Origin of the sequence: Kitasatospora sp. NPDC092039 (assembly GCF_044756065.1) — a bacterium.
Lineage (GTDB): Bacteria > Actinomycetota > Actinomycetes > Streptomycetales > Streptomycetaceae > Kitasatospora.
Genome location: NZ_JBIVSD010000012.1, coordinates 1 through 24,302, shown reverse-complemented (window position 1 = coordinate 24,302; position 24,302 = coordinate 1). Strand labels below are relative to the sequence as shown.

Sequence of the window (24,302 nt, the reverse complement as noted above, 5' to 3'; positions counted from 1 at the left end):
GTCCGCCGTCCACCCCCTCCAAGGAGTCCCACCTTGACCATCCGCGTGATGCTCGTCGACGACCAGGAACTGCTGCGCACCGGCTTCCGGATGATCCTCCAGTCGCAGGGCGACATCGAGATCGCCGCCGAGGCGGGCGACGGCGCGCAGGCCCTGGAGCTGCTGCGGCGCACCGAGGTGGACGTGATCCTGATGGACGTCCGGATGCCTCGGCTGGACGGCGTGCAGGCGACCCGCCGGATCTGCCTGGCCGAGGACGGCAGCCCGCTGCCGAACGCCCCGCACGTGCTCATCCTCACCACCTTCGACCTGGACGAGTACGCCTTCGCCGCGCTCAAGGCCGGCGCCAGCGGCTTCCTGCTCAAGGACGTCCCGCCGACCGAGCTGGTGGCCGCGATCCGCGCGGTGCACGGCGGGGACGCGGTGGTCGCCCCGACCACCACCCGCCGGATGATCGACCGCTTCGCCGAGGTGCTGCCCACCCCGCACAGCGCACCCGGCTCGGACGCCCTGGGCCCGCTGACCGAACGCGAGCGGGAGGTGTTCCTGCTGGTCGCCCAGGGGCTGTCGAACGGCGAGATCGCGGCCCGGCTGGTGCTGTCCGAAGCCACCGTGAAGACCCACGTCGGCCGGATCCTGGCCAAGCTGGGCCTGCGCGACCGGGTCCAGGCCGTGGTGCTGGCGTACGAGGCCGGGCTGATCCGGGCCGGGGCCACCGACTGATCCGGGCCCGGGCCACCGACTGATCCGCTTCGGTGTTCGGGCTCCCCCGTAGACTGGGGCGGTACGTCCGGTACCCGTCGAGCGGACTGGAACGGTCATTCAGGACAAGGCAGGACAAGGGTGGACGTGAATCCGTCCGACTTCGCCGACTTCGGCGAGTTCGCCCCGCTCGCCGACGGTCTCGGCGGCCAGGCCTTCGGCGATCCCGGAGACCCGGGCAACCGCCCGGCCCGGCTCGCCGTCGGCGTGGTCGGCACCGGCCGGGTCGGCCCCGCACTGGGCGCCGCGCTCCAGCTCGCCGGGCACACCGTGGTCGCCGCCTCCGGGGTGTCCGCCACCTCCCGCCGCCGCGCCGAGGCGCTGCTGCCGGGCGTGCGGATCGTCACCCCGCCGCAGGTGCTGGCCGCCGCCGACCTGGTGCTGCTGACCGTCCCGGACGACGCGCTGGCCGACCTGGTGGCCGGGCTGGCCGCCACCGGCGCGGTCCGCCCCGGCCAGCTGGTGGTGCACACCTCCGGCGCGCACGGCGTCGCCGTCCTGGAGCCCGCCACCCGGGCGGGGGCGCTGCCGCTGGCCCTGCACCCGGCGATGACCTTCACCGGCACCTCGGTGGACCTGGCCCGGCTGGCAGGCTGCCCGTTCGGCGTGACCTCGCCCGAGGAGCTGCGGCCGGTCGCCGAGGCGCTGGTGGTGGAGATGGGCGGCGAGCCCGAGTGGGTGCCCGAGGACGTCCGCCCGCTCTACCACACCGCCCTCGCGCACGGCGCGAACCACCTGGTCACCCTGGTCGCGCAGGCGATGGACCTGCTGCGCACGGCCGGCGTCGCCGAGCCCGGCCGGATGCTCGGCCCGCTGCTGGGCGCCGCCCTGGACAACAGCCTGCGCTCCGGCGACGCGGCCCTCACCGGCCCGGTCGCCCGGGGCGACGCGGGCACCGTACGGCGCCACCTGGCGCAGCTCAGTACGGTGTCCCCGGACATCCCGGCGGCGTACCGGGCGATGGCCCGCGCCACCGCGCAGCGGGCGCTCGCCAACGGAGCGATCGACGAAACGTCGGCGGCGGCGCTGCTGGACGTACTGAACGAGGAGAAGCACTGATGGCACGCGGCAAGCAGCCGAACAAGGCCCAGCGGACGCCGAAGGTCCACCGGGCCGTCGTCACCCGCACCGTGGACGACTTCGAGGCCGCGTTCTGGCCGGACGAGCGGCCGGTGGACAACGCCGTCGTGATGACCATGGGCGCGCTGCACGAGGGCCACGCCGCGCTGATCCGGGCCGCCCGCAAGCAGGTCGGCCGGGAGGGCCGGGTCGCGGTGACGGTCTTCGTCAACCCGCTCCAGTTCGGCCCGACCGAGGACCTGGAGCGCTACCCGCGCACCCTCGACGAGGACGTGCGGCTGGCCGAGGAGAACGGCGCCGACGTGGTCTTTGCGCCGTCCGTCGACGAGGTCTACCCGAACGGCGAGCCGCAGGTGCGCATGGTGGCCGGCCCGATGGGCGAGCGCTTCGAGGGCGCCACCCGCCCCGGCCACTTCGACGGCGTGCTGACCGTGGTCGCCAAGCTGCTGCACATCACCGACCCGGACTTCGCCTTCTTCGGCGAGAAGGACGCCCAGCAGCTGGCGGTCATCCGGCGGATGGTCGCCGACCTGGACTTCGACGTGGAGATCGTCGGCGTGCCGACCGTCCGCGAGGAGGACGGCCTGGCGCTGTCCTCGCGCAACCGCTACCTCTCGGCGGAGGAGCGCGCCCGGGCGCTCGTCCTGTCCAAGGCCCTGTTCGCCGGCCGGGACGCCGCCGCGCAGGGCCCGAAGGCCGTCCGCGAGGCCGCCTCGGCCGTCCTGGACGGCGCCGAGGGCGTCACCCTGGACTACCTCGCCCTGATCGACCCGCACGACTTCTCGGAAGCGGCGGACGACTTCCAGGGCGAGGCGGTGCTGGCCGTCGCCGCGAAGGTGGGCGAGACCCGCCTGATCGACAACGTCCACCTCATCTGCCGCTAGCGCCGGTCCCCCGGATCCTCGCCGGGTCCGGGAGACGGGCCTTTCGGCGGATGACCGTCAGGCACGGAAACGTTCGGTAGTACCGACAGCAGGAACCCCCTTCCGGCATGCACTCACAGGAGGCGTGACCCGCAATGCTCCGCACCATGCTCAAGTCCAAGATCCACCGGGCCACCGTGACCCAGGCCGACCTGCACTACGTGGGATCCGTCACGGTGGACGAGGACCTGCTCGACGCCGCCGACCTGCTCCCCGGCGAGCTGGTCCACATCGTCGACATCAACAACGGCGCCCGGCTGGAGACCTACACCATCGCCGGCCCGCGCGGCTCCGGCGTGATCGGCATCAACGGCGCCGCCGCCCGCCTGGTCCACCCCGGAGACCTGGTCATCCTCATCGCCTACGGGCAGATGGACACGGCCGAGGCCAAGGGCTACCAGCCGAAGGTCGTCTTCGTGGACGGGCACAACCGGATCACCGGCCTGGGCGGGGACCCGGCCGAGGCGCAGGAGGGCACCGGGCTGCTGCGCGGGGACGCGGCGTACGGTGGCGGCAACGGCGCGGCCGACGCCGCCTCGCGCTGAAGGAGCCACTGACCCATGTCCACGCACCGCCTCACCGCCCCGGCCCCCGGCTGGACCGCGACCACCGACGTGGTCGTGGTCGGCTCCGGGGTGGCCGGCCTCACCGTCGCGCTCAACGTCCGCAAGGCCGGCCTGCGGGCCATGGTGGTCACCAAGGCGATGCTGGACGACGGCTCCACCCGCTGGGCCCAGGGCGGCGTCGCGGCCGCGCTGGGCGAGGGGGACACCCCCGGGCAGCACCTGGACGACACCCTGGTGGCCGGCGCCGGGCTCTGTGACGAGGAGGCCGTGCGCACCCTGGTCACCGAGGGCCCGGACGCCGTCCGCCGGCTGATCGCCACCGGTGCCGCCTTCGACCGCGGCGCGGACGGCGAGATCCTGCTGACCCGCGAGGGCGGCCACCACCGCAACCGGATCGTGCACGCCGGCGGGGACGCCACCGGCGCCGAGATATCCCGCGCGCTGGTCGCCGCCGTCCGCCACGACCCCGAGATCGAGCTGATCGAGCACGCGCTCGTCCTCGACCTACTGACCGACGCCGAGGGCCACGCGGCCGGCCTCACCCTGCACGTGATGGGCGAGGGCCAGCGCGACGGCGTCGGCGCCGTCCGGGCCCGCGCGGTGGTGCTCGCCACCGGCGGCATGGGCCAGGTCTTCTCGGCCACCACCAACCCGGCGGTCTCCACCGGCGACGGCGTGGCGCTCGCGCTGCGGGCCGGCGCCGAGGTGACCGACCTGGAGTTCGTCCAGTTCCACCCGACCGTGCTCTGGCTCGGCCCGGAGGCCGAGGGCCAGCTGCCGCTGGTCTCCGAGGCGGTGCGCGGCGAGGGCGCCCACCTGGTGGACGCGGACGGCGTCCGGTTCATGGTCGGGCAGCACGAGCTGGCCGAACTGGCCCCGCGCGACATCGTCGCCAAGGCGATCACCCGGCGGATGCTGGAGCAGGGCGCCGAGCACATGTACCTGGACGGGCGGCACTTCGGCGCCGAGATGTGGGCGCACCGCTTCCCGACCATCCTGGCCTCCTGCCGCGCGCACGGCATCGACCCCGTCACCGAGCCGATCCCGGTCGCCCCGGCCGCGCACTACGCCTCCGGCGGCGTGCGCACCGACCCCCGCGGCCGCACCTCCGTGCCCGGTCTGTACGCCTGCGGCGAGGTCGCCTGCACCGGGGTGCACGGCGCCAACCGGCTGGCCTCCAACTCCCTGTTGGAGGGCCTGGTCTTCGCCGAGCGGATCGCCGCCGACCTGGCCGGACGGCACCTGGCCGGCGAGCTGCCCGAGCGCACGGTGGACGTCGAGGCCGCCCGGGCCGCGCACCCCGTTCCGCTGCCGGCCTCCGAGGCGCGCGCCGAGATCCAGCGGCTGATGTCGCGCGGCGCCGGCGTGCTGCGCTCGGCCGCCTCGATGGCCGACACCGCGGCCGGGCTCGGCCTGGTCGCCGAGCAGGCGTACGCGCACGTGGCCGAGGAGAAGCCGGCCGACCCCCGGGTGGAGACCTGGGAGGCCGCCAACCTGCTGCTGGTCGCCACCGCCCTGGTCGCGGCCGCCGCGCAGCGCGCGGAGACCCGCGGCTGCCACTGGCGCGAGGACTTCCCCGAGCGCGACGACGCCCACTGGCGGCGCCACCTGATCACCACCCTCGCCGCCACCGGCGGCCCGGTCAGCACCCCTGAGGAGCAGTAGAACCATGACCCACTCCCACGAGGAACTCCCGATGGCCGGCGGCTGCGGCGACGGCTGCGCCTGCGGGGACGGCGAGGGCTACGAGACCGGCCTGGACCCGCAGCTGGCCGAGCTGCTGGAGCGCTCCGGGCTGGACCCGGTCGAGGTCGAGGACATCGCCACCCTGGCGCTGGCCGAGGACCTGGCCGGCGGCGAGGACGTCACCTCGGTGGCGACCGTGCCCGCCGAGGCCGTCGCGACCGCCGACTTCACCGCGCGCCAGGCCGGCGTGGTGGCCGGCCTGCGGGTCGCCGAGGCGGTCGTCTCGCTGGTCTGCGAGGAGGAGTTCGAGGTCGAGCGGCACGTCGAGGACGGCGACCGGGTGGAGGCCGGCCAGGTGCTGCTCTCGGTCCGCTCCCGCACCCGCGACCTGCTGACCGCCGAGCGCAGCGCGCTCAACCTGCTCTGCCACCTGTCCGGCATCGCCACCGCGACCCGTGCCTGGGCGGACGCCCTGGAGGGCACCGGCGCGGTCGTGCGGGACACCCGCAAGACCACCCCGGGCCTGCGCGCGCTGGAGAAGTTCGCGGTGCGCTGCGGCGGCGGCGCCAACCACCGGATGGCGCTCTCGGACGCCGCGCTGGTGAAGGACAACCACGTGGTCGCGGCCGGCGGCGTGGCCGAGGCCTTCCGGGCCGTCCGGGCCGCGTACCCGGAGCTGCCGGTCGAGGTCGAGGTGGACACCCTGGAGCAGATCCCGCCGGTGCTGGAGGCCGGGGCGGACCTGATCCTGCTGGACAACTTCACCGTCGGGCAGCTGAAGGAGGCCGTCTCGCTGGTGGCCGGCCGGGCGAAGCTGGAGGCCTCCGGCGGACTGACCCTGGCCAGCGCGCGCGAGGTCGCCCAGACTGGTGTCGACTACCTGGCCGTGGGCGCGCTCACCCATTCCTCGCCGATCCTGGACATCGGCCTGGACCTGCGCGCCTGACCGTCAGGGCGAGAACAGACCTGTCCCGACTCGCAGAAAGCGTCCCCGTGCTCCTCACCATCGACGTCGGCAACACCCAGACCACGCTCGGCCTGTTCGACGGCGAGGACGTGGTGGAACACTGGCGGATCTCCACCGATCCGCGCCGCACGGCCGATGAACTGGCGGTGCTCCTGCAAGGGTTGATGGGCAACCACACCGCGGTCCGGGAGGCCGCGGTGGAGGGCCTGGCGATCTGTTCGTCCGTCCCCGCCGTGCTCCACGAGCTCCGCGAGGTGACCCGCCGCTACTACGGCGACGTCCCCGCGGTGATCGTGGAGCCCGGCGTGAAGACCGGGGTGCACGTCCTGATGGACAACCCCAAGGAGGTCGGCGCGGACCGGATCGTCAACGCGCTGGCCGCCAACCACCTGTACGGCGGCCCGTGCATCGTGGTCGACTTCGGCACCGCGACCACCTTCGACGCGGTCAACGCGCGCGGCGACTACGTCGGCGGCGCGATCGCGCCGGGCATCGAGATCTCGGTCGAGGCGCTCGGCGTCCGCGGCGCCCAGCTGCGCAAGATCGAGCTGGCCCGCCCGCGCAACGTGATCGGCAAGAACACCGTCGAGGGGATGCAGTCCGGCATCCTCTACGGCTTCGCCGGCCAGGTCGACGGCCTGGTCGAGCGGATGGCCCGGGAGCTCGCCAAGGACCCGGACGACGTCCAGGTGATCGCCACCGGCGGCCTCGCCACCCTCGTCCTCGGCGAGGCCACCACCATCGACGTGCACGAGCCCTGGCTGACCCTGATCGGCCTGCGCCTGGTGTACGAGCGCAACCGCCCCACGACCTGAGCGGCGCTCAGCTGCCGGGCGGCGGGGTCGCCGGCGAGGTGGCCGAACCCGGCGGCACCGGCGGCGGGGTCGCCGGCGAGGTGGCCGAACCCGGCGGCACCGGCGGCGGGGTCGCCGGCGAGGTAGCCGAACCCGGCGGCACCGGCGGCGGGGTCGCCGGCGAGGTAGCCGAACCCGGCGGCACCGGCGGCGGGACGGCTGGCCTCCCCGTGTTCGGGTCCGGAACGGCCGCCACGACCTTCTTCCAGCGCGGGTCCTTCACCACCGCGGTCAGCTGGTCCGGCGTCAGCGGCGGGTCGGTCCGGGTGACCGGCGAGCCGTTCTCCAGCGGCTTGCGGTTCCACTCCTGGAGCAGGATCTGGTAGCCGCTCCCGGTCAGCTTGGCGGACCACGTCTTCGAGCCGGCCGGCTCGTCGCCGCGCGTCCCGGCCTGGTAGACGCGAACGTGCTCGCCGCCCGGGAGGTCGGCCTCGGTGCAGGCGTCGCCCGGGACCGTCGTGGTGGGGCAGTCGGCGTCGCCGGCCATGAGCGCGATCCAGAACAGGTACTGGACCGCGCCGTTCCCGTCGTCCAGCACCAGCCGCAGCTGGGGGATGTCGTTCTCGGTGCCCCTGGCCTCGTCCACCGTCACCGCCCCCTGCGGCAGGAGTTCGGTGAACATCTGCAGGAACTCCGGCCCGGTGACCGGGGGGGCGGACGCGGTCGACGCCCCGTCCGAGGCCGCGCCGACCACCGCCGCACCCTGCCCGGGCAGCAGGCCGCCGAGCGCGGCTCCGCCCACCCCGATCAGGGCCAGTGCGGCGGCGCCCGCCACGGTGCCGGCCCGCCGCCTGCGGCGCAGCCGGCGGCCGTACGCCCAGCCGGTGTCGACCAGTCGGGTGGCGTCGGCGTCGTAGGCGCCGCCGGCCCGGCCGATGGCCTCGGTGAAGGCCTGCTCGAACCACTCGTCGGGTCCGTCGTGCTCTGCGGACATGCTGAACCAACCTCTCTACCAAGTGAGTTGACGTGATCAGTGCGATGGACCCGCCGAGCGCGGGACGGCCGGCTCAGCGCCCGGCCAGCTCGTCGAGGCTGCCGCCGAGCACCGCGCGGATCCGGCCGAGCGCGCGGAAGGACTGGGTCCGGACGGCGCCCGGGGTGCTCTGCAGGATCGCGGCGGTCTCCTCGACGCTGCGGTCCTCCCAGTAGCGCAGCACCAGCACCGCCCGGTCGCGCGGCGCGAGCCGGCCGAGCGCGTCCACCAGGGTCAGCCGCAGCTCCTGGTCGCCCTGCGGGGCCGCACCGTCCGGCACCGCGTCGACCGGCCGCTCACCGCTGGAGCGGCGGCCGCGGTGCGAGAGGAAGGCCCGCACCAGCACGGTGTGCGCGTACCCGGCCGGGTTGTCGATCCGCCGCTTGGCCCCGAACCAGGCGGTGCGGTGCCACTGGGCGTAGATCCGCCCGAGCGCCTCCTGCACCAAGTCCTCGGCGAGGTGGGTGTCCCCGCCGGTGAGCAGGCAGGCCGACCGGTAGAGCGGTCTGGCCCGGGCCGCCGCGAAGGCCTGGAAGTCCTCGTCCCGGCGCCCACCCGGGGCCGCCTTCCCCTGACCGTCCGGTTGCATCCTGCCCGGCCCCCTCGCTCGTTCTCCCCTGACACCTGGATGACCAGGTGCACCCCGGGCGGCGTTACAGGTGGCGGCGAAAGGCTTCTTCACCGCGCCGAACGTGGGTCGTTCGGCGCGACGTTACCGACAAATCGGATATTCCTCACGTAGTGTCAACCCATGCCTACGCCACACGGATCGCGCGGCGGCATGGCCTTCAGCGCCGACGAAGTCCGCGTGCTGCGCCGAGCCCTCGCCCAAGCCCTGCACCCCGCCGTTCCCGTCCACCTCCAGAAGCCCGACCGCCCGGTCTTCGCCTGGCCCGGCGCCGAGCTCTGGGCGGAGGACGTCCAGGACGCCCTGCGCCTGACCGAGGCGATCGACGAGGCGGTCCAGGAGGGCGGCCGGCTGCGCGCCTTCCTGCTCGCCGACCTCGGACGCTACCGCTCCGCCCTGCCCGGCAGCGCCCCCGGCTACCTGGAGCGGCTGGAGGAGGCGGTGTCCGACGGGTACCTGCCCGGGCCGAAGGACCTCACCGCGCTGCGCGGGCTGTCCCGCCAGCCCTGCGGTCAGGGCGAGCGGGCCCGCCGCTCCCGACTGGCCGGGCGCTGCCACGCACTGGCCGAGGCCGCCGTCCGCGAACGGCTCGCCCTCCACACCGGCCCCCGCCACCTGGTGGCCGTACCGAGCCCCGCCGCACCGCCGCACAGTCACCCCATTCCCGTAGGAGGACGGACCATCATGAGCAGCACCGAGTCCCGCCCGGAGCAGCCCGCCGCCGCGACGACCCCGCCCCGTCCGCACCGGATGCCCACCCCCGCCGAGCTGTTCGGCCGCCGCCCCAAGCCCCCCACCCGTCCCGCCCCGCCCGCCGACCAGGCCCCCGAGCACATCGAGGACGTCGAGGACGTCGAGCTGGCCACCGGCACCGGCTGAGCCGGACGACACGCCCCGGAGCGGGGACCGCCGTCGCGGTCCCCCCCCTCCGCCGCGCCCCGGTCCACGTGTCGACGGTGCCGCGTTCCGGCCGGCCGCCGTCGATCACCTCTGGGACTCGGCCGGCCCCGGGCCCGCCGCGACGGCTGGCCCGGGCCCGTCCGGTCCGCGGGGAGGCCGCCGTCACGGCCTCCTCCGCGGCAATCCCGGCGCGGAGCACCGTGTGTGGCTGGCTACCCTTGTGGGGTGAGCGATCAGAGCCTTTTTCCCGCGACCGACGACCTTCCCGAGCAGATGCGCGTCCGGCGCGAGAAGCTGGACCGGCTCCGGGCGGCCGGCGTCGACCCGTACCCGGTCGGATTCCCCCGCACCACCACCATCGCGGACCTCCGCGCCAAGCACCCCGACCTGGAGCCGGACACCGCGACCGGCGAGCGGGCCGGCGTCACCGGCCGCGTGATCCTCTCCCGCACCGGCGGCAAGCTCTGCTTCGCCACCCTGCGCGACGGCACCGGCGACCTCCAGGTGATGTTCTCCCTGGACAAGCTGGGCGCCGAGCGGCTGGCGGCCTGGAAGGCCGACATCGACCTCGGCGACCAGGTCGGCGTCGAGGGCGAGGTGATCACCTCCAAGCGCGGCGAGCTGTCCGTGATGGTGGACCGCTGGGAGCTCACCGCCAAGTGCCTGCGCCCGCTGCCGGACAAGCACAAGGGCCTGACCGACCCGGAGGCAAGGGTCCGCCAGCGCTACCTGGACCTGATCGTCAACCCCGAGGCCCGCGAGATCCTGCACCTGCGCAGCAAGGTCGTCCGCTCGATCCGCCGCACCTACGAGGACCGCGGCTACATCGAGGTCGAGACCCCGATGCTCCAGCCGGTGCACGGCGGCGCCAACGCGCGTCCGTTCAAGACGCACATCAACGCGTACGACATCGACCTCTACATGCGCATCGCCCCCGAGCTGTACCTCAAGCGGCTGGTGGTCGGCGGCGCCGAGAAGGTCTTCGAGATCAACCGCAACTTCCGCAACGAGGGCGCGGACTCCACCCACAACCCGGAGTTCACCTCGCTGGAGTCGTACGAGGCGTACGGCGACTACGACACCCAGGCCGAGCTGATCCGCGAGACGATCGTCAACGCGGCCCGGGACGCGCTGGGCACCACCGTGATCAAGGGCCTGGACGCGCACGGCGTCGAGCACGAGATCGACCTGGCCGAGCCGTGGGAGGAGGTCTCCGTCTACCCGGGCATCTCGGCCCGCCTGGGCGTCGAGGTCACCCCGGAGACGGGCGTCGAGGAGCTGCGCAAGCTGGCCGCCGAGCACGGCATCCCGTTCGAGAAGGAGTGGGGCCACGGCCAGATCGTGCTGGAGATGGTCGAGCGCCTGCTGGAGGAGAACGCCGTCCGGCCGACCTTCATCAAGGACTACCCGACCGAGGTCTCCCCGCTGACCCGCCAGCACCGCTCGCGGCCCGGCGTGGCCGAGAAGTGGGACCTGGTGATCTTCGGGACCGAGATCGGCACCGCCTACTCCGAGCTGGTCGACCCGGTCGAGCAGCGCGCCCGCCTCACCGCCCAGTCGCTGCTGGCGGCCGGCGGCGACGTCGAGGCGATGCAGGTGGACGAGGACTTCCTGCGCGCCCTGGAGTACGCGATGCCCCCGACCGGCGGCCTCGGCCTCGGCGTGGACCGCCTGATCATGCTGCTGACCGGCAAGAACATCCGGGAGACGGTGCTCTTCCCGCTGGTGAAGCCGGAGCCGAAGGCTTCCGCCGCGACGGCGGAGAAGACCGAGGAGGAGTGACCTGATGGACTACGTCAGCGCGATCGTGCCGCCGCTGGTCATGGCGATCGGCTTCGGATTCCTGGTGCGGGCCATCGTCCGCAGCCAGGGCGGGGCCCAGCGGGCCAAGGAAGACGTCGACTGACGCCGTCAGCCGTCCCCAACGACCGGCGCGCCGCCATTCCCGATTCCCGGGGGTGGCGGCGCGCCGGTTTGGCGCACTTCACAAGATTTGCCCCATTCACTCCCTATCCTGGCCGCACTATGGTCCGGCAACTCGGCGAACTAGAGAACGCCATCATGACCCGGGTGTGGCAGTGGAACCGACCGGTCACGGTTCGCGAGGTTCTCCTGGATCTGCGGTCGGAACGCGAAATCGCGTACACCACGGTGATGACCGTCCTGGACAAGCTCCACAGAAAGGGCTGGCTGCGCCGCGAGCGGGTCGGCCGTGCCTATCGATATGAACCGGTCTCCTCGCGCGAGGCGTACACGGCGGCCCTGATGAACGACGCCTGGGCCACCGGTGACAATCCGGCGGCGGCCCTGGTGCACTTCTTCGGCCTGATGTCGCCCGAGCAACGCGAAGCGCTCCGGGACGCGTTGCGGGTGGCCGCGCTGTTCCCGTCCGATCCGCCCGGCGCGGATTCCCCGGACGACGGACCGGATACCGGTGGGACGGAACCGGGAGCGGCGCGATAACGTCCCGACCATGGAGGTCACCATCCGCCGGGCGCGGACCACGGACGTGCGGGCAGTGCGCGGGCTCATCGACGCCTACGCGCGCGACGGCATTCTGCTGGACAAGCCCACGGTCACGCTGTTCGAATCCGTCCAGGAGTTCTGGGTCGCGGAACGCGACGACAACGGCGCGGTCGTGGCCTGCGGCGCGCTGCACGTGATGTGGGAGGACCTCGCCGAGGTCCGCACGCTCGCGGTGGATCCGGCCGTCCGCGGCTTCGGGATCGGGCACCTGCTGCTGGAGAAGCTGGTGCAGACGGCACGCTGGCTGGGCGTCCGTCGGATTTTCTGCTTGACGTTCGAGGTCGCGTTCTTCGCGAAACACGGTTTCGTCGAGATCGGGGAGCTCCAGGAAACCGATGATGGTACGACAGACCCGGCGGCGATCGCTACGGATGTCTATGAAGAACTCCTCCGCTCGTACGATGAAGGCGTCGCCGAGTTCCTCGACCTGGAGCGGGTGAAGCCCAACACACTGGGCAACTCGCGCATGCTGCTGCACCTCTGAGGCGCTCCACCCGGGTCAAGGGTTTGTGTTTTCCGGAGAAAGGCGCTTTCCTTTCCTTAGGCAATGGGTCGTTTAGCGGAAAGGGAAGCCCGTGGCACAGAGGGTGCAGGTCATTCTTGAAGACGATCTCGACGGCGGTTCGGCGGACGAGACGGTGACGTTCGCCCTCGACGGCGTTGCCTACGAGATCGACCTGAAGAGCGCCAACGCGGACAAGCTCCGCGGCCTGCTGGCGCCGTACGTGGAGAAGGGCCGCAAGCAGAGCGGCCGGCTCGCTGGTACCCGTCGTCCGGGCCGCGGCGGCGCGGCGCGTCCGGCCGGCGGCGGTGCGCCCGACACGGCCAAGATCCGCGCGTGGGCCAAGGAGCAGGGCCTGGAGGTCAACGACCGCGGCCGCGTTCCGAGCAACGTCCGCGAGGCCTACGAGAAGGCCAACGCGTCCTGATCCCGGCGCCGTCGGCCCGCCGGTGCGGGCACGGGGCCCCGGCGGCCGGAGACGGCGCCGCCAGTACACGCACGGGGCGCGGAGGAGTCTCCTCCGCGCCCCGCGGCGCGTGCCCGCGGGGCCGGGCGGGGCACCGGTCCGGGCGGCGGCCCGGGCACCCGGTCGGGCACCGGTCCGGATACCGGCTCGGGCGGCGGAACAATCGCGGGCTGTGCAACGCTGTAAGGGCGAAGCGGTAAGCGGACACCACCGGGGCACGTACCCGGGCCCCGGCCGCCGTTGAACCGCCGTCGCCACGGCCCGACTTCTCGCCAGGCGAACACCGCCACCGCGGAAACTGCGCGAGAACCGCCCCGATACCGGGTATGAATGCAGGTGGACGGGTTCTTCGGCCCGTCCAGGGGCAGTATGCGCGACCGGCCGGAGCGTTCCGGCCCACGCCCCCGGCGGCACGTGTTCGCCGATGGCGTAGCGGAATCCGGTGCATCCGGCCCACCTGTGGGAACACCGTTTCCCAGCATCAGGTTGGGATTGGTGTCGGCTGGTCGCGCAGCATCTCGCTCCTCTACCGGGGAGTGAATCCGTGGGCCGCGCCGCTGAGCGGGACTAGCATGCGGAAGGACAGGGCGGGGACGGACCCCGAACTGCCCGACCGCTCTGAGGAGCGATAAACGATGTTCGAGAGGTTCACCGACCGCGCGCGGCGGGTTGTCGTCCTGGCTCAGGAAGAAGCCCGGATGCTCAACCACAACTACATCGGCACCGAGCACATCCTCCTGGGTCTGATCCACGAGGGCGAGGGCGTCGCCGCCAAGGCCCTGGAGAGCCTCGGGATTTCTCTTGAGGCCGTTCGCCAGCAGGTCGAGGAGATCATCGGCCAGGGCCAGCAGGCCCCGTCCGGCCACATTCCCTTCACCCCCCGGGCGAAGAAGGTCCTGGAGCTGTCGCTCCGGGAGGCCCTGCAGCTCGGCCACAACTACATCGGCACCGAGCACATCCTGCTCGGCCTGATCCGCGAGGGCGAGGGCGTCGCCGCCCAGGTCCTGGTGAAGCTGGGCGCCGACCTCAACCGGGTGCGCCAGCAGGTCATCCAGCTGCTCTCCGGCTACCAGACCGGCGGCAGCAAGGAGTCGGCCACGGCCGGCGGGCCCGCCGAGGGCACCCCGTCGACCTCGCTGGTCCTGGACCAGTTCGGCCGCAACCTCACCCAGGCCGCCCGCGAGGCCAAGCTCGACCCGGTCATCGGGCGCGAGAAGGAGATCGAGCGGGTCATGCAGGTGCTGTCCCGCCGCACCAAGAACAACCCGGTGCTGATCGGTGAGCCCGGTGTCGGCAAGACCGCCGTGGTCGAGGGCCTGGCCCAGGCGATCGTCAAGGGCGAGGTCCCGGAGACGCTCAAGGACAAGCAGCTCTACACGCTGGACCTGGGCGCCCTGGTGGCCGGCTCGCGCTACCGCGGTGACTTCGAGGAGCGCCTGAAGAAGGTGCTCAAGGAGATCCGCACCCGCGGCGACATCATCCTGTTCATCGACGAGCTGCACACCCTGGTCGGCGCGGGCGCCGCCGAGGGCGCCATCGACGCCGCCAGCATCCTCAAGCCGATGCTGGCCCGCGGCGAACTGCAGACCATCGGTGCCACCACCCTGGACGAGTACCGCAAGCACCTGGAGAAGGACGCCGCGCTGGAGCGCCGCTTCCAGCCGATCCAGGTCGCCGAGCCGTCGCTGCCGCACACCATCGAGATCCTGAAGGGGCTGCGCGACCGCTACGAGGCCCACCACCGGGTCTCCATCACGGACTCCGCCCTGGTCGCCGCTGCCACCCTGGCCGACCGGTACATCTCGGACCGCTTCCTGCCGGACAAGGCGATCGACCTGATCGACGAGGCCGGCTCCCGGATGCGCATCCGCCGGATGACCGCGCCGCCGGACCTGCGCGAGTTCGACGAGAAGATCGCCGACGTGCGCCGCGAGAAGGAGAGCGCGATCGACGCGCAGGACTTCGAGAAGGCCGCGTCCCTGCGCGACGACGAGAAGCAGCTCCTGCAGGCCAAGGCCAAGCGCGAGAAGGAGTGGAAGGCCGGCGACATGGACGTCGTCGCGGAGGTCAACGAGGAGCTCATCGCCGAGGTCCTGGCCACCGCCACCGGCATCCCGGTCTTCAAGCTGACCGAGGAGGAGACCTCCCGCCTGCTGCGCATGGAGGACGAGCTGCACAAGCGCGTCATCGGCCAGAAGGACGCCATCAAGGCGCTCTCCCAGGCCATCCGGCGCACCCGTGCGGGCCTCAAGGACCCGAAGCGCCCCGGCGGTTCGTTCATCTTCGCCGGCCCGTCCGGCGTCGGTAAGACCGAGCTGTCCAAGACGCTGGCGGAGTTCCTGTTCGGCGACGAGGACGCGCTGATCGCGCTCGACATGTCCGAGTTCTCCGAGAAGCACACCGTCTCCCGGCTGTTCGGCTCCCCGCCCGGCTACGTCGGCTACGAGGAGGGCGGCCAGCTGACCGAGAAGGTCCGCCGCAAGCCGTTCTCGGTCGTCCTCTTCGACGAGGTCGAGAAGGCCCACCCGGACATCTTCAACTCGCTGCTGCAGATCCTGGAGGACGGTCGCCTGACCGACTCCCAGGGCCGCGTGGTCGACTTCAAGAACACCGTCATCATCATGACGACCAACCTCGGCACCCGGGACATCTCGAAGGGCTTCAACCTCGGCTTCGCGGCCACGGGTGACACCCAGACCGGGTACGAGCGGATGAAGGCGAAGGTCGGCGAGGAGCTCAAGCAGCACTTCCGCCCCGAGTTCCTGAACCGCGTCGACGACATCGTGGTGTTCCACCAGCTGTCCGAGGACGACATCATCCAGATCGTCGACCTCATGATCGCCAAGGTGGACGAGCGGCTCAAGGACAAGGACATGGGCCTGGAGCTCAGCGTCGAGGCCAAGAAGCTGCTGGCCAAGCGCGGCTACGACCCGATCCTGGGTGCCCGTCCGCTGCGCCGCACCATCCAGCGCGAGATCGAGGACCACCTCTCCGAGAAGATCCTCTTCGGTGAGCTGCGGGCCGGCCACATCGTCGTCGTCGACGTCGAGGGCGAGGGCAAGGACGCCAAGTTCACCTTCCGCGGCGAGGAGAAGTCGGCCGTCGCGGACACCCCGGCCGCGGTCGCCTCGTCCGGTCCCGACCTGACGAAGTAACCCAACTTTTAACAGACAACTTCACAGCCACCGAGCCCCCGGCGTTCACGCCGGGGGCTCGGTGCGTTCCGCCCCCGCCGACGCCGGCGGGGGCGCGGACCGGAATGACCGGCTCCCCGGCTGGCTGGTACGGGTGCGCTCGGTTTCTCAGCAAGCTTTAACGAACATACGGTTGACATGCGGTCAGATGATGGGAAGTCGCGGAGCATAGCGCCGTGACCATGTCATGGTCAAGGTCTATCTTTTCTGTGCACGCTTGTATCAAATGACGTCCACCTGTCTTTCATTTTGGTTTGCCGGGCTTTTGGCCATGAGCTGGCCCCGGTCGGGGAGGACGTCACAACGTTGAAGAACACCAGGAGAACCGCTGCGGTCGCCACAGCCGCAGCGGTCATAGTCACGCTCGGCGCGGGCCTGCTTCCGGGCACCGCCGTCGCCGCCGGCTCGGCCCCGGTCCCGAAGGACCCGGCCGAGGCCGTCCAGAACACCGAGCACAACCTTCCGGGCCCGCTGACCGCGAAGGTGGAGGCGGAGCAGAAGGCCGCCACCGAGAAGCTGCTCAACGGCACCGCCCAGGTCGAGCAGCACAACGGCAGCACCAGCGTGAAGCTCGGCAAGGACAAGTACGTGGAGCTCGCCCGCGAGCGCACGGACAAGATCTTCACCATCCTGGTCGACTTCGGTGACCAGGTGGACAACACCACCATGACGCCGGACGGCAAGGTCAAGTACGGCGGTGAGCCCGGCCCGAAGCACAACGAGATCGAGAAGCCGGACCGCGCCACCGACAACTCGACCGAGTGGCAGGCCGACTACAACCAGCAGCACTACCAGGACCTGTACTTCAACAAGGACAAGCCCTCGCTGAAGACCTACTACGAGAAGCAGTCCTCGGGCCGCTACTCGGTCGACGGCGTGGTCACGGACTGGGTCCGCGTCCCGTGGAACGAGGCCCGCTACGGCTCCGACTACTGCGGCTCCAACGTCTGCGCCAGCGCCCAGGACCTGATCCGCGACGCCGTGGACATCTGGTACAAGGACCAGCTGGCCAAGGGTCAGACCGACGCCCAGATCAAGGCGACCCTGGCCCAGTACGACCAGTGGGACCGTTACGGTTCGCACCACGACGGGAACTTCAACCAGCCCGACGGGTACCTGGACCACTTCCAGATCGTGCACGCCGGCGAGGACAAGTCGGCCGGTGGCGGCAAGCAGGGCAAGAAGGCCCTGTGGGCGCACCGCTCGTACGTCTACGGCAACCTGCAGGGCACGGCCGGCCCCGAGGGCAACAAGCTCGGCGGCGTCCAGGTCGGCAGCAGCGGCATCTGGGTCGGCGACTACACGATGCAGCCGGAGAACGGCGGCCTCGGCGTCTTCGCCCACGAGTACGGCCACGACCTCGGTCTGCCGGACCTCTACGACACCGCCGGCAAGGGCATCGACAACTCGGTCGGCTTCTGGTCGCTGATGTCCTCCGGTTCCTGGCTCGGCGAGGGCAAGGACGCGATCGGCGACATGCCGAACGACCTCGACGCCTGGAGCAAGTACCAGCTCGGCTGGCTGAAGGTCGACCGCGCCAAGGCGGGCACCGAGTCGACCCACCACATCGGCCCGGCGGAGTACAACAGCAACCTGCCGCAGGCCCTGATCGTCGACCTGCCGAAGAAGAGCATCACCACCGAGATCAACAAGCCGTTCGCCGGCGCCGGTGAGTGGTGGAGCGGCAGCGCCGACAACCTGAACGTCACGCTCACCCGCGACGTGGACCTGACCGGCAAGACCAAGGCCAGCATCAACGCCAAGGCCTGGTACGAGCTGGAGCAGGACTTCGACTACGCGTTCGGCGAGGTCTCCACCGACGGCGGCAAGTCCTGGACCGTCATCGACGGCACCTGGAACGGCACCGCGCTGCCGCGCGAGAACGACCGTCCGGCCCTCAGCGGCCAGGTGGCCGCCTGGGGCGACCTGTCGTTCAACCTGGACGCCTACGCGGGCCAGAAGGTCAAGTTCCGCTACCACCAGACCACCGACGGCGGCCTGCACTTCCGCGGCCTGACGCTGGACAACATCGCGGTCGTCGCCGACGGCGCCGCCGTGTTCAGCGACGACGTCGAGAACGGTGACAACGGCTGGGTGGCCGACGGGTTCTCCCGCTTCGGCGGCTCGTACACCAAGGACTACGCGCAGTACTACATCGCGGAGAACCGGCAGTACGTGTCCTTCGACCAGACCCTGAAGACCGGCCCGTACAACTTCGGCTTCGCCGACAGGCCGAGCTGGGTCGAGCACTACTCCTACCAGCCCGGTCTGCTGATCTGGTTCTGGGACGAGTCGCAGACCGACAACAACGTCAGCGCCCACCCGGGCCACGGCCTGGTCCTGCCGGTCGACTCGCACCCGAACGTGCTGAAGTGGACCGACGGCAGCCTGATGAAGCCGCGCGTCCAGGGCTTCGACTCCACCTTCGGCTCCCGCCGCGTCCCCGCGCTCACCCTGCACAACAAGGGCGTCGAGACCGTCATCCCGAAGGCCAAGGGCGTCGACGAGTTCAACGACCTGAAGTCGTGGTGGAGCAAGGACGACCAGTACGCCGGTGTCGACGTCCCGAAGACGGGCACCAGCATCGAGGTCGAGAACGAGTCCTCGAACTACCTGGAGACCTGGATCCGGGTCCGCCCGGTCGACAACTGATCGTCGCTCCGGTAGCGATCGGCCTGTGACCAGGCAGCTCTGACACTCCACGTCCGGCCCGTCCCCGCAGTGCGCGGGGGCGGGCCGGACGCTTTGTCAGGACCGGACGGCCGGCAGCCGGGCCAGGAAGGCGGCGGCCGCCCCCGCGACGTCGGTGCCGGTCCAGTCGAGGGCGGGCGCGGCGACCGTGACCTCGGTCATCGAGAGCCCCGGCGGCCCGTCCTCGCGCCAGGCGCCGAACAGCCCGGTCCCGGTGTCCTCGGCCAGCCCGAGTCCGGCCTCCTCCAACTCCCCCGCCGGGTACGGCAGCCAGAACTGGAACTGGTGGGTGTGCGGCGGGGCCGGGTGCACCCGGGCGCCGGGGACGGCGGCGAACGCCCGCTCCAGCGCCGCGGCGACGGTCCGGGCGTGTGCCACGTACCCGGCCAACCGCGGCAGTTCGCGCTCCAGCCCGGTCAGCGCGGCCAGCGCGGACGGCCACTGCTGGTAGAGCTGCCCGCCGTAGCGGTGCCGCCAGGCCCGGGCGGTGCGGACGAGGCCGCCCGGGCCGGCCAGCGCGGCGCCGCTGATCCCGCCGAGCGTCTTGTAGAAGGAGACGTAGACCGAGTCGGCCAGGGCGGCGACCTCCGGCAGCGGCCGACCGAGGGCGACCGCGGACTCCCAGATCCGGGCGCCGTCCAGGTGCAGCGCCGCACCGTGCTCCTCGTGCACCACCGCGGCCAGTTCCACCAGCTCCGCCCAGCCGGGCAGCACGAATCCGGCGTCGCGCAGCGGCAGCTCCAGGCTCAGCGCGGCGTACGGCTCGTCCAGGGCGCGCAGTTCCTCGGCGGTGGGCTGACGCGGCGCGGCCGTGGGCCAGAGGACGCGCAGGCCGGACAGGACGCCGAGGGCGTGCCGCTCGTGCCGGTCGGTGTGGGCCAGCGGGTGGGTGACCACGGTGCGCGCCGCGCCGCCGACATCCACCACGTCGGGCTCTACGTCGGCGACGACCAGATGATCGAGGCTCCGCGGGCCGGGATGCCGGTCAAGCAGGCCAGCCTCTGGATCATGGGCACCCCGGACTTCTACGCCAGGCCGTAGCCGGCACCCGCCGCCCGCCCGCCCTCGCCGGGCCCGACGTCCGCCCGCCCTCGCCGGGCCCCGGCGAGGGCGGTACCGGCTACCGGCCGGACAGCGCGGCCACCTCCCGGCGGCTGTCGCGCAGCCGCACCACGGTCCAGACCCAGAGCGCGGCGAGCGGGAGCGACACCAGGAGGACGGCGAACGCGCTGCCGATCCGGCCGATCACCTCGGAGTCGCAGGCCTCCGCCATGTGGAAGCCGGTCGGCTCGTAGAAGGCCGGCGAGCCGCAGAGCCCGTCGCCCGGGAGGAGGACCAGCCAGAGCGCCCAGAGCCAGGCCGCGACGGTCAGCCCGCCGACGAGCTTCGCCGCTAGCACCCGCCGCTCGTACTTCTCCGGCTCGCGGACGTACCGGTCCTCCACGGTTCCCCCGAAGTAGATCGTCTGTGCCTGAGCCGGCACGAGGATGCCAGCTCGGGCGGCCCGGGCGCCACTGTCGGCGGGCCGCGTTAACGTGGCCGTCCGGACCGGCACTGAGGAGGCGTCATGCGACTGCGGGATGTTCGGGCGGAGGACGTCGAGGCGTACGTCCGGATGCGCTGCGACCCGGTGATGATGGCCGAACTGGGCGGCCCGCTGCCCCGGGAGGCGGTGGAGGAGCGGCTGCGCAAGGACCTCGCCCTGACGGCCGCCGACGGCCCCTGGGTCAGGATGATCGTGCCGGACGGTGCCGAGGACGACGAGGCGGCGGGCACCGTCACGCTCTGGTCGGACGAGGAGGACGGCGTGACGGTCTCCGAGATCGGCTGGATGGTGCTGCCCGAGCACCAGGGCCGCGGCCTCGCCAAGGCGGCCGTCCGCCAGGTGCTGGACGCCGCCGCGAACGGTCACTGGGGCGAGATCCACGCCAACCCGGGGGTCACCAACGGGCCGTCCAACGGGATCTGCCGGGCGCTCGGCTTCCGGCTGCTCGGCGAGCGGGACATCGACTTCGCGGGCCGCGTCCTGCGCGCCAACCACTGGGTGGTGGTGCCGGGCGAGCACGTCGGGTCGGGCACGGAATAAATCGGGTGCCGCTGCCCGTGGGGCCGCCGTACGGTGGCCCCATGGGCAGCAGCATCGATCACACGACCGTCGACACCGTGAACGGGCTCCAGGTCCGGGCGGTCTCCGAGGACGAGGTGGAGGCCTGGGGCCGCGCGCTCGACCTCGGCTTCCTGCGCCCTGACGTGGGCAGCGCGGCGGACCTGCGCCGTCGGCAGTGGGAACCGGGCCGGATGCTGGCCGGCCTCGACGGCGACCGTCAGATCGCCACCTTCCGCAGCTTCGACGCGGAGCTGACCGTTCCGGGCGGGGCCGTCGTCCCGGCCGACGCGATCACCAACGTCACGGTGAGCGCCACCCACCGCCGCCGCGGCCTGCTCAGCGCGATGATGCGCCGGGACCTCGCGGCGGCGGCCGACCGCGGCAGCGCGGTCGCCATCCTGATGGCCGCCGAGTACAACATCTACGGTCGGTTCGGCTTCGGCCCGGCCACCCGTGGCGGCGGCTGGAACATCGCTGCGCCGCACCCGGGGGCTGCGCGAAGGGCTGCCGGGCGTCCCCGGCGGCCGGATCGACTTCGTGACCATGCCGGAGCTGCGCGAGCTGGGGGCCGCGCTGTACGAGCGCTGGCGGCACACCCAGCCGGGCGCGATCGACCGCGACGCGCTCTGGTGGGAGCGCACCGTCGGGGAGGTCCGTACGCCGGGCAACGAGTTCAAGGAGCCGTTCGCCGCCGTCCACCGGGACGCCGACGGCGCGGTCACCGGGCTGGTGGTCTACCGGATCGGCGACAAGTGGGACGGCGCCTATCCCGACTGCAAGCTCACCGTGGAGGAGTTCCTCGCCCACGACCTGCCCACCTCCGTCGAGCTGTGGCGCCTGGTGCTCTCGGTCGACTGGGTGGCCCGGGTCGAGGTGCCCAACCTCGGCCCGGACGACCCGCTGCCGCTGCTCCTCCAGGACCCGCGCGCGGCCACCCCGCACGAGGACAACGCGGACCTGATGTGGCTGCGGGTGCTGGACGTCGAGTCGGCGTTCGCCGCCAGGACGTACGGCGCCCCGGGCCGGGTGGTGCTGGAGGTCGACGACAAGCTGGGCTACGCCTCGGGCCGTTGGGCGCTGGAGGTGTCCGAGGACGGCACCGGCCGGTGCGCCCGCACCACGGACGACGCCGACCTCGCGCTCGGCGCCTCGGAGTTGGGCTCGCTCTACCTGGGCGCCGAGACGGCGTCGAGGCTGGCCTCGGCCGCGCTGGTCACCGAGCTGCGCCCGGGCGCGGCGTTCGCCGCCGACCTGCTGCTGCGCACGCCGGTGCAGGCCTGGTCGCCGACTGAGTTCTGAGGCCGTCCACGACGGAGGAGGCCGGCCCGCGGTCGTCGCGGGCCGGCCTCCTCCGTCGTCGTCGGGTGCTACTTGACCGCCGTCTTGCCGATGGTGGGGAGGATGAAGTCCTGGATCAGGCCCTTGGCGTCACGGACGATCGGCCGGAAGACCCGGTAGCGGGACAGGTTGATCACCCGGGCCGCGAGCGGCGTGGAGCGGCGGACGAACTCCCTGGTCCGCTCGGTGTCCGGGGTGCGGTCGAAGACCCAGTAGAGCACCACGATCATCAGGTGCAGCCAGAGCACGTCCGGCAGCAGCTCGACCAGTTCGGCGTCCAGCTTGGGCGCCAGCTCGGAGCCCTGGAGCACCTCGCGGAACAGCTCCACGGCGGTCGCCCGGGCCGGGTGGGACTCGTTGGAGAACGGGCTCAGCGAGCTGGTCGGGTCGGCGGCGGTGCGGAAGAACTGCGCGGAGAACTCGTGGTACGGCGCGGCCGTGTCGAGCCAGGAGGCCAGCGCGATCTGCAACCGCTCGGAGAAGTCCCGGGTGTGGGCCATGCGGCGCTTGGCGTCGGCCGCGTGCTCGTAGGTCATCCGGTCGTAGAACCCCTGGATCAGGAATTCCTTCGCCGAGAAGTAGTAGTACGCGTTGCCCACCGAGACACCGGCCTCGGTGGCGATCGCGCGCATGGTGGTCTTCTCGTAGCCCCGCTCCTGGAACAGCCGCATGGCCGTCTCCAGGATCAGCGCCCGGGTCGCCTCACTCTTGTCGGTCTTCGGCTGTGCCCGGCCGCCGGGCAGGGGCCCGGTCTCTGGCCCGGGCCCGCCCTCCGGTCCGGGCACGGCCGGAGCCCCGGCCGTGCCGTTCTCGCCGTCCGTTCGGTTCGTCGCTGCCAGGTCGTCCACGAGCACGAGCCTAGCCGGAGACGACGTTCCACCCGGTGTCGGTGCTCGTGGTACCGGATGCCCCCTCCGCATCCGGTACCACGACGACCCCCCTGATTTCGAACGCGTTCAAAAACCCAGCGGAACTGTAGTCGTATCGGTTGAACATGTTCAACTCCTTCTCTGTGGGAGGCTGGTCACATGATCAGTTCAGGTCAGACCCTCATCCGGCACGGCGGACCGCAGGACGCCGAGTCCGTCGCCGAACTGCACGCCCTGAGCTGGCGCACCGCCTACCGGGGGATCGTCCCGGAGGAGGCACTGGGCGACGGAATGGTCGCCCAGCGGCGCGAGCTGTGGAGACTCCGCCTGGACGCCGACTACGGGGAGCCGGAGAACACCCCCGAGCTCCTGGTGGCCGAACGGGCCGGTGCGACGGTCGGGTTCATCTACCTCGTCCCGCAGCCGGACGGCGCGGTGCTGATCGACAACCTGCACGTGCGCCCCGGCCTGAACGGTGGCGGCATCGGCCGCGAGCTGCTGACCGCGGCCCGCACCCGGGTCGCCGAGCGGCACCCCGGGGCCGGACTCTTCCTGGAGGTGCTGCGGGACAACACCCGCGCGATCGCCTTCTACGAGCGCGAGGGCGCCGAGCGCGTGCGGGAGCAGGAGGGCGAGTTCCCCGGCGGATTCCTGCTGCCCGAGTACGTGTACGCCTGGCCGGCCGCACGCGTGGCGGTCGGGGCCGGTCGGCCGGAGCCGACGGACCGGTAGGAAACGGATCGGTGGAGTCGGTCGGTGGGAACGGACCGATGGAGACGGTCGGTGGAAACGGATCGGTGGAGCGACCGCCGGGTCGTTCCGGTCAGTCGAAGTCGTAGACGGTCACCGGGACGCCCCGGGCCGTCAGCCGGGCGGTGACCAGCGGTTCGACCCGCTCCCACCGCCCGCCCGCCAGGCCGCAGCCGATCCGCGGCATGTGGACGGAGGCGCCGAGCCGGAGCGCGTGGCCGCCGAGCGCGGCCAGCCCGGTGTCGATCGCCTCGTAGCGCACCGGCACCCCGGTGGAGCGCCCCGTCCGGATGCCGCGCTGGCCGACCAGGTTGGCCACCCAGAAGTGCGGACCGACCGGCACCAACTGGACGGCGCCCAGGCCGAAGTCGTTCTTCGCCCGCTCCCGGTGCCCACGGGTCTGTCTTCGGACTCCCGCCTGCGGGGCGACGCCGGGGCACGCACCTCGCCGCGTTGTCGTCGGTCGCCAATGCTCCGCAGTGGCTCCCTCCTCCGCCTTGCGATGCACGCACCCCAACGC

22 protein-coding genes and 3 pseudogenes are annotated in these 24,302 nt (G+C 72.1%); 19 read left to right on the top strand and 6 right to left on the bottom strand.

What is annotated here, in order from left to right:
* The first annotated feature begins 33 nt into the window (after window positions 1–33).
* The 7 genes from ACIQI7_RS23090 to ACIQI7_RS23060 all read left to right on the top strand — a co-directional run bounded on the left by ACIQI7_RS23090 (window position 34) and on the right by ACIQI7_RS23060 (window position 6,799).
* Window positions 34–723 (top strand): response regulator, encoded by a 690-nt coding sequence (locus tag ACIQI7_RS23090; RefSeq protein ID WP_401112951.1) that lies wholly within the window; start codon window positions 34–36, stop codon window positions 721–723.
* Between the two features lie 246 nt (window positions 724–969).
* Window positions 970–1,821 (top strand): Rossmann-like and DUF2520 domain-containing protein, encoded by an 852-nt coding sequence (locus tag ACIQI7_RS23085; protein ID WP_401113235.1) that lies wholly within the window; start codon window positions 970–972, stop codon window positions 1,819–1,821.
* Complete coding sequence (panC, locus tag ACIQI7_RS23080) at window positions 1,821–2,726, top strand: pantoate--beta-alanine ligase (RefSeq protein ID WP_401112949.1); 906 nt, start codon at window positions 1,821–1,823, stop codon at window positions 2,724–2,726. Before ACIQI7_RS23085 ends, panC begins: the two co-directional genes overlap by 1 nt.
* 134 nt (window positions 2,727–2,860) lie before the next feature.
* Window positions 2,861–3,310, top strand: coding sequence for an aspartate 1-decarboxylase (gene panD / locus ACIQI7_RS23075; RefSeq protein ID WP_387752910.1), 450 nt, complete (start codon window positions 2,861–2,863; stop codon window positions 3,308–3,310).
* A gap of 15 nt (window positions 3,311–3,325) precedes the next feature.
* Window positions 3,326–4,996, top strand: coding sequence for an L-aspartate oxidase (locus tag ACIQI7_RS23070; RefSeq protein WP_401112946.1), 1,671 nt, complete (start codon window positions 3,326–3,328; stop codon window positions 4,994–4,996).
* Between the two features lie 4 nt (window positions 4,997–5,000).
* Window positions 5,001–5,963 (top strand): carboxylating nicotinate-nucleotide diphosphorylase, encoded by a 963-nt coding sequence (gene nadC, locus ACIQI7_RS23065; RefSeq protein WP_401112945.1) that lies wholly within the window; start codon window positions 5,001–5,003, stop codon window positions 5,961–5,963.
* 47 nt (window positions 5,964–6,010) lie between these two features.
* Window positions 6,011–6,799: a type III pantothenate kinase gene (locus tag ACIQI7_RS23060; RefSeq protein WP_401112943.1), complete on the top strand. Its 789-nt coding sequence runs from the start codon at window positions 6,011–6,013 to the stop codon at window positions 6,797–6,799.
* A 7-nt stretch (window positions 6,800–6,806) separates the two neighbouring features.
* Here ACIQI7_RS23060 and ACIQI7_RS23055 read toward each other — a convergent pair whose 3' ends face one another.
* Together ACIQI7_RS23055 and ACIQI7_RS23050 are read right to left on the bottom strand one after the other, a co-directional pair.
* Window positions 6,807–7,772 carry a hypothetical protein gene (locus tag ACIQI7_RS23055; protein WP_401112941.1) on the bottom strand — a complete coding sequence of 322 codons (966 nt, stop codon included), beginning with the start codon at window positions 7,770–7,772 and terminating at the stop codon, window positions 6,807–6,809.
* A 73-nt stretch (window positions 7,773–7,845) separates the two neighbouring features.
* Window positions 7,846–8,400 (bottom strand): SigE family RNA polymerase sigma factor, encoded by a 555-nt coding sequence (locus ACIQI7_RS23050; protein WP_401112939.1) that lies wholly within the window; start codon window positions 8,398–8,400, stop codon window positions 7,846–7,848.
* 162 nt (window positions 8,401–8,562) lie between these two features.
* Here ACIQI7_RS23050 and ACIQI7_RS23045 point away from each other — a divergent pair, with 162 nt between their 5' ends.
* The 7 genes from ACIQI7_RS23045 to ACIQI7_RS23015 all read left to right on the top strand — a co-directional run bounded on the left by ACIQI7_RS23045 (window position 8,563) and on the right by ACIQI7_RS23015 (window position 18,679).
* Window positions 8,563–9,318, top strand: coding sequence for a hypothetical protein (locus tag ACIQI7_RS23045; RefSeq protein ID WP_401112937.1), 756 nt, complete (start codon window positions 8,563–8,565; stop codon window positions 9,316–9,318).
* Between the two features lie 246 nt (window positions 9,319–9,564).
* The gene (gene lysX / locus ACIQI7_RS23040) at window positions 9,565–11,121 is read left to right on the top strand and encodes a bifunctional lysylphosphatidylglycerol synthetase/lysine--tRNA ligase LysX (protein ID WP_401112935.1); all 1,557 of its coding nucleotides are present in this window, start codon (window positions 9,565–9,567) and stop codon (window positions 11,119–11,121) included.
* 243 nt (window positions 11,122–11,364) lie between these two features.
* Window positions 11,365–11,802, top strand: coding sequence for a BlaI/MecI/CopY family transcriptional regulator (locus tag ACIQI7_RS23035; RefSeq protein WP_401112933.1), 438 nt, complete (start codon window positions 11,365–11,367; stop codon window positions 11,800–11,802).
* A 10-nt stretch (window positions 11,803–11,812) separates the two neighbouring features.
* Complete coding sequence (locus ACIQI7_RS23030) at window positions 11,813–12,349, top strand: amino-acid N-acetyltransferase (RefSeq protein ID WP_401112931.1); 537 nt, start codon at window positions 11,813–11,815, stop codon at window positions 12,347–12,349.
* 91 nt (window positions 12,350–12,440) lie between these two features.
* Window positions 12,441–12,794, top strand: coding sequence for an Lsr2 family protein (locus ACIQI7_RS23025; RefSeq protein WP_387752884.1), 354 nt, complete (start codon window positions 12,441–12,443; stop codon window positions 12,792–12,794).
* A 674-nt stretch (window positions 12,795–13,468) separates the two neighbouring features.
* Entirely contained in the window at window positions 13,469–15,988 is a 2,520-nt protein-coding gene (locus ACIQI7_RS23020) for an ATP-dependent Clp protease ATP-binding subunit (RefSeq protein ID WP_387752881.1), read from the top strand.
* Between the two features lie 345 nt (window positions 15,989–16,333).
* On the top strand, window positions 16,334–18,679 hold the full coding sequence (locus ACIQI7_RS23015; protein ID WP_401112929.1) for an immune inhibitor A domain-containing protein: 2,346 nt from the start codon (window positions 16,334–16,336) through the stop codon (window positions 18,677–18,679).
* Window positions 18,680–18,775: 96 nt separating this feature from the next.
* On the opposite strand, the pseudogene ACIQI7_RS23010 reads toward ACIQI7_RS23015, so the two are convergent.
* Window positions 18,776–19,615, bottom strand: a pseudogene (locus ACIQI7_RS23010) (threonine aldolase family protein); the annotation flags it as partial.
* On the opposite strand from ACIQI7_RS23010, the gene ACIQI7_RS23005 reads away from it, so the two are divergent.
* Window positions 19,604–19,759: a hypothetical protein gene (locus ACIQI7_RS23005; protein WP_401112928.1), complete on the top strand. Its 156-nt coding sequence runs from the start codon at window positions 19,604–19,606 to the stop codon at window positions 19,757–19,759. The pseudogene ACIQI7_RS23010 and the gene ACIQI7_RS23005 sit on opposite strands and share 12 nt — an antisense overlap.
* A gap of 79 nt (window positions 19,760–19,838) precedes the next feature.
* On the opposite strand, the gene ACIQI7_RS23000 is transcribed toward ACIQI7_RS23005, so the two are convergent.
* Complete coding sequence (locus ACIQI7_RS23000; RefSeq protein ID WP_401112926.1) at window positions 19,839–20,201, bottom strand: hypothetical protein; 363 nt, start codon at window positions 20,199–20,201, stop codon at window positions 19,839–19,841.
* 84 nt (window positions 20,202–20,285) lie between these two features.
* Here ACIQI7_RS23000 and ACIQI7_RS22995 point away from each other — a divergent pair, with 84 nt between their 5' ends.
* The 3 genes and pseudogenes from ACIQI7_RS22995 to ACIQI7_RS22985 all read left to right on the top strand — a co-directional run bounded on the left by ACIQI7_RS22995 (window position 20,286) and on the right by ACIQI7_RS22985 (window position 22,124).
* Window positions 20,286–20,804, top strand: coding sequence for a GNAT family N-acetyltransferase (locus ACIQI7_RS22995; protein ID WP_401112924.1), 519 nt, complete (start codon window positions 20,286–20,288; stop codon window positions 20,802–20,804).
* Between the two features lie 41 nt (window positions 20,805–20,845).
* Window positions 20,846–21,211, top strand: a pseudogene (locus ACIQI7_RS22990) (GNAT family N-acetyltransferase); the annotation flags it as partial.
* A gap of 67 nt (window positions 21,212–21,278) precedes the next feature.
* Window positions 21,279–22,124, top strand: a complete 846-nt coding sequence (locus ACIQI7_RS22985; protein WP_401112922.1) for a sterol carrier protein domain-containing protein — start codon at window positions 21,279–21,281, stop codon at window positions 22,122–22,124.
* A gap of 68 nt (window positions 22,125–22,192) precedes the next feature.
* On the opposite strand, the gene ACIQI7_RS22980 is transcribed toward ACIQI7_RS22985, so the two are convergent.
* The gene (locus tag ACIQI7_RS22980) at window positions 22,193–23,011 is read right to left on the bottom strand and encodes a TetR family transcriptional regulator (RefSeq protein WP_401112920.1); all 819 of its coding nucleotides are present in this window, start codon (window positions 23,009–23,011) and stop codon (window positions 22,193–22,195) included.
* A gap of 180 nt (window positions 23,012–23,191) precedes the next feature.
* Here ACIQI7_RS22980 and ACIQI7_RS22975 point away from each other — a divergent pair, with 180 nt between their 5' ends.
* Entirely contained in the window at window positions 23,192–23,764 is a 573-nt protein-coding gene (locus tag ACIQI7_RS22975; RefSeq protein ID WP_401112918.1) for a GNAT family N-acetyltransferase, read from the top strand.
* 91 nt (window positions 23,765–23,855) lie between these two features.
* On the opposite strand, the pseudogene ACIQI7_RS22970 reads toward ACIQI7_RS22975, so the two are convergent.
* Window positions 23,856–24,179, bottom strand: a pseudogene (locus tag ACIQI7_RS22970) (Appr-1-p processing protein); the annotation flags it as partial.
* Window positions 24,180–24,302: the final 123 nt, after the last annotated feature.

Excerpts from the sequence above, each read along its gene's own strand:
- panC (WP_401112949.1), top strand. The coding sequence starts at position 1,821 with ATGGCACGCGGCAAGCAGCCGAACAAGGCCCAGCGGACGCCGAAGGTC.
- panD (WP_387752910.1), top strand. The coding sequence starts at position 2,861 with ATGCTCCGCACCATGCTCAAGTCCAAGATCCACCGGGCCACCGTGACC.
- ACIQI7_RS23070 (WP_401112946.1), top strand. The coding sequence starts at position 3,326 with ATGTCCACGCACCGCCTCACCGCCCCGGCCCCCGGCTGGACCGCGACC.
- nadC (WP_401112945.1), top strand. The coding sequence starts at position 5,001 with ATGACCCACTCCCACGAGGAACTCCCGATGGCCGGCGGCTGCGGCGAC.
- ACIQI7_RS23055 (WP_401112941.1), bottom strand. The coding sequence starts at position 7,772 with ATGTCCGCAGAGCACGACGGACCCGACGAGTGGTTCGAGCAGGCCTTC.
- ACIQI7_RS23050 (WP_401112939.1), bottom strand. The coding sequence starts at position 8,400 with ATGCAACCGGACGGTCAGGGGAAGGCGGCCCCGGGTGGGCGCCGGGAC.
- ACIQI7_RS23045 (WP_401112937.1), top strand. The coding sequence starts at position 8,563 with ATGCCTACGCCACACGGATCGCGCGGCGGCATGGCCTTCAGCGCCGAC.
- ACIQI7_RS23035 (WP_401112933.1), top strand. The coding sequence starts at position 11,365 with ATGGTCCGGCAACTCGGCGAACTAGAGAACGCCATCATGACCCGGGTG.
- ACIQI7_RS23030 (WP_401112931.1), top strand. The coding sequence starts at position 11,813 with ATGGAGGTCACCATCCGCCGGGCGCGGACCACGGACGTGCGGGCAGTG.
- ACIQI7_RS23020 (WP_387752881.1), top strand. The coding sequence starts at position 13,469 with ATGTTCGAGAGGTTCACCGACCGCGCGCGGCGGGTTGTCGTCCTGGCT.
- ACIQI7_RS22995 (WP_401112924.1), top strand. The coding sequence starts at position 20,286 with ATGCGACTGCGGGATGTTCGGGCGGAGGACGTCGAGGCGTACGTCCGG.
- ACIQI7_RS22975 (WP_401112918.1), top strand. The coding sequence starts at position 23,192 with ATGATCAGTTCAGGTCAGACCCTCATCCGGCACGGCGGACCGCAGGAC.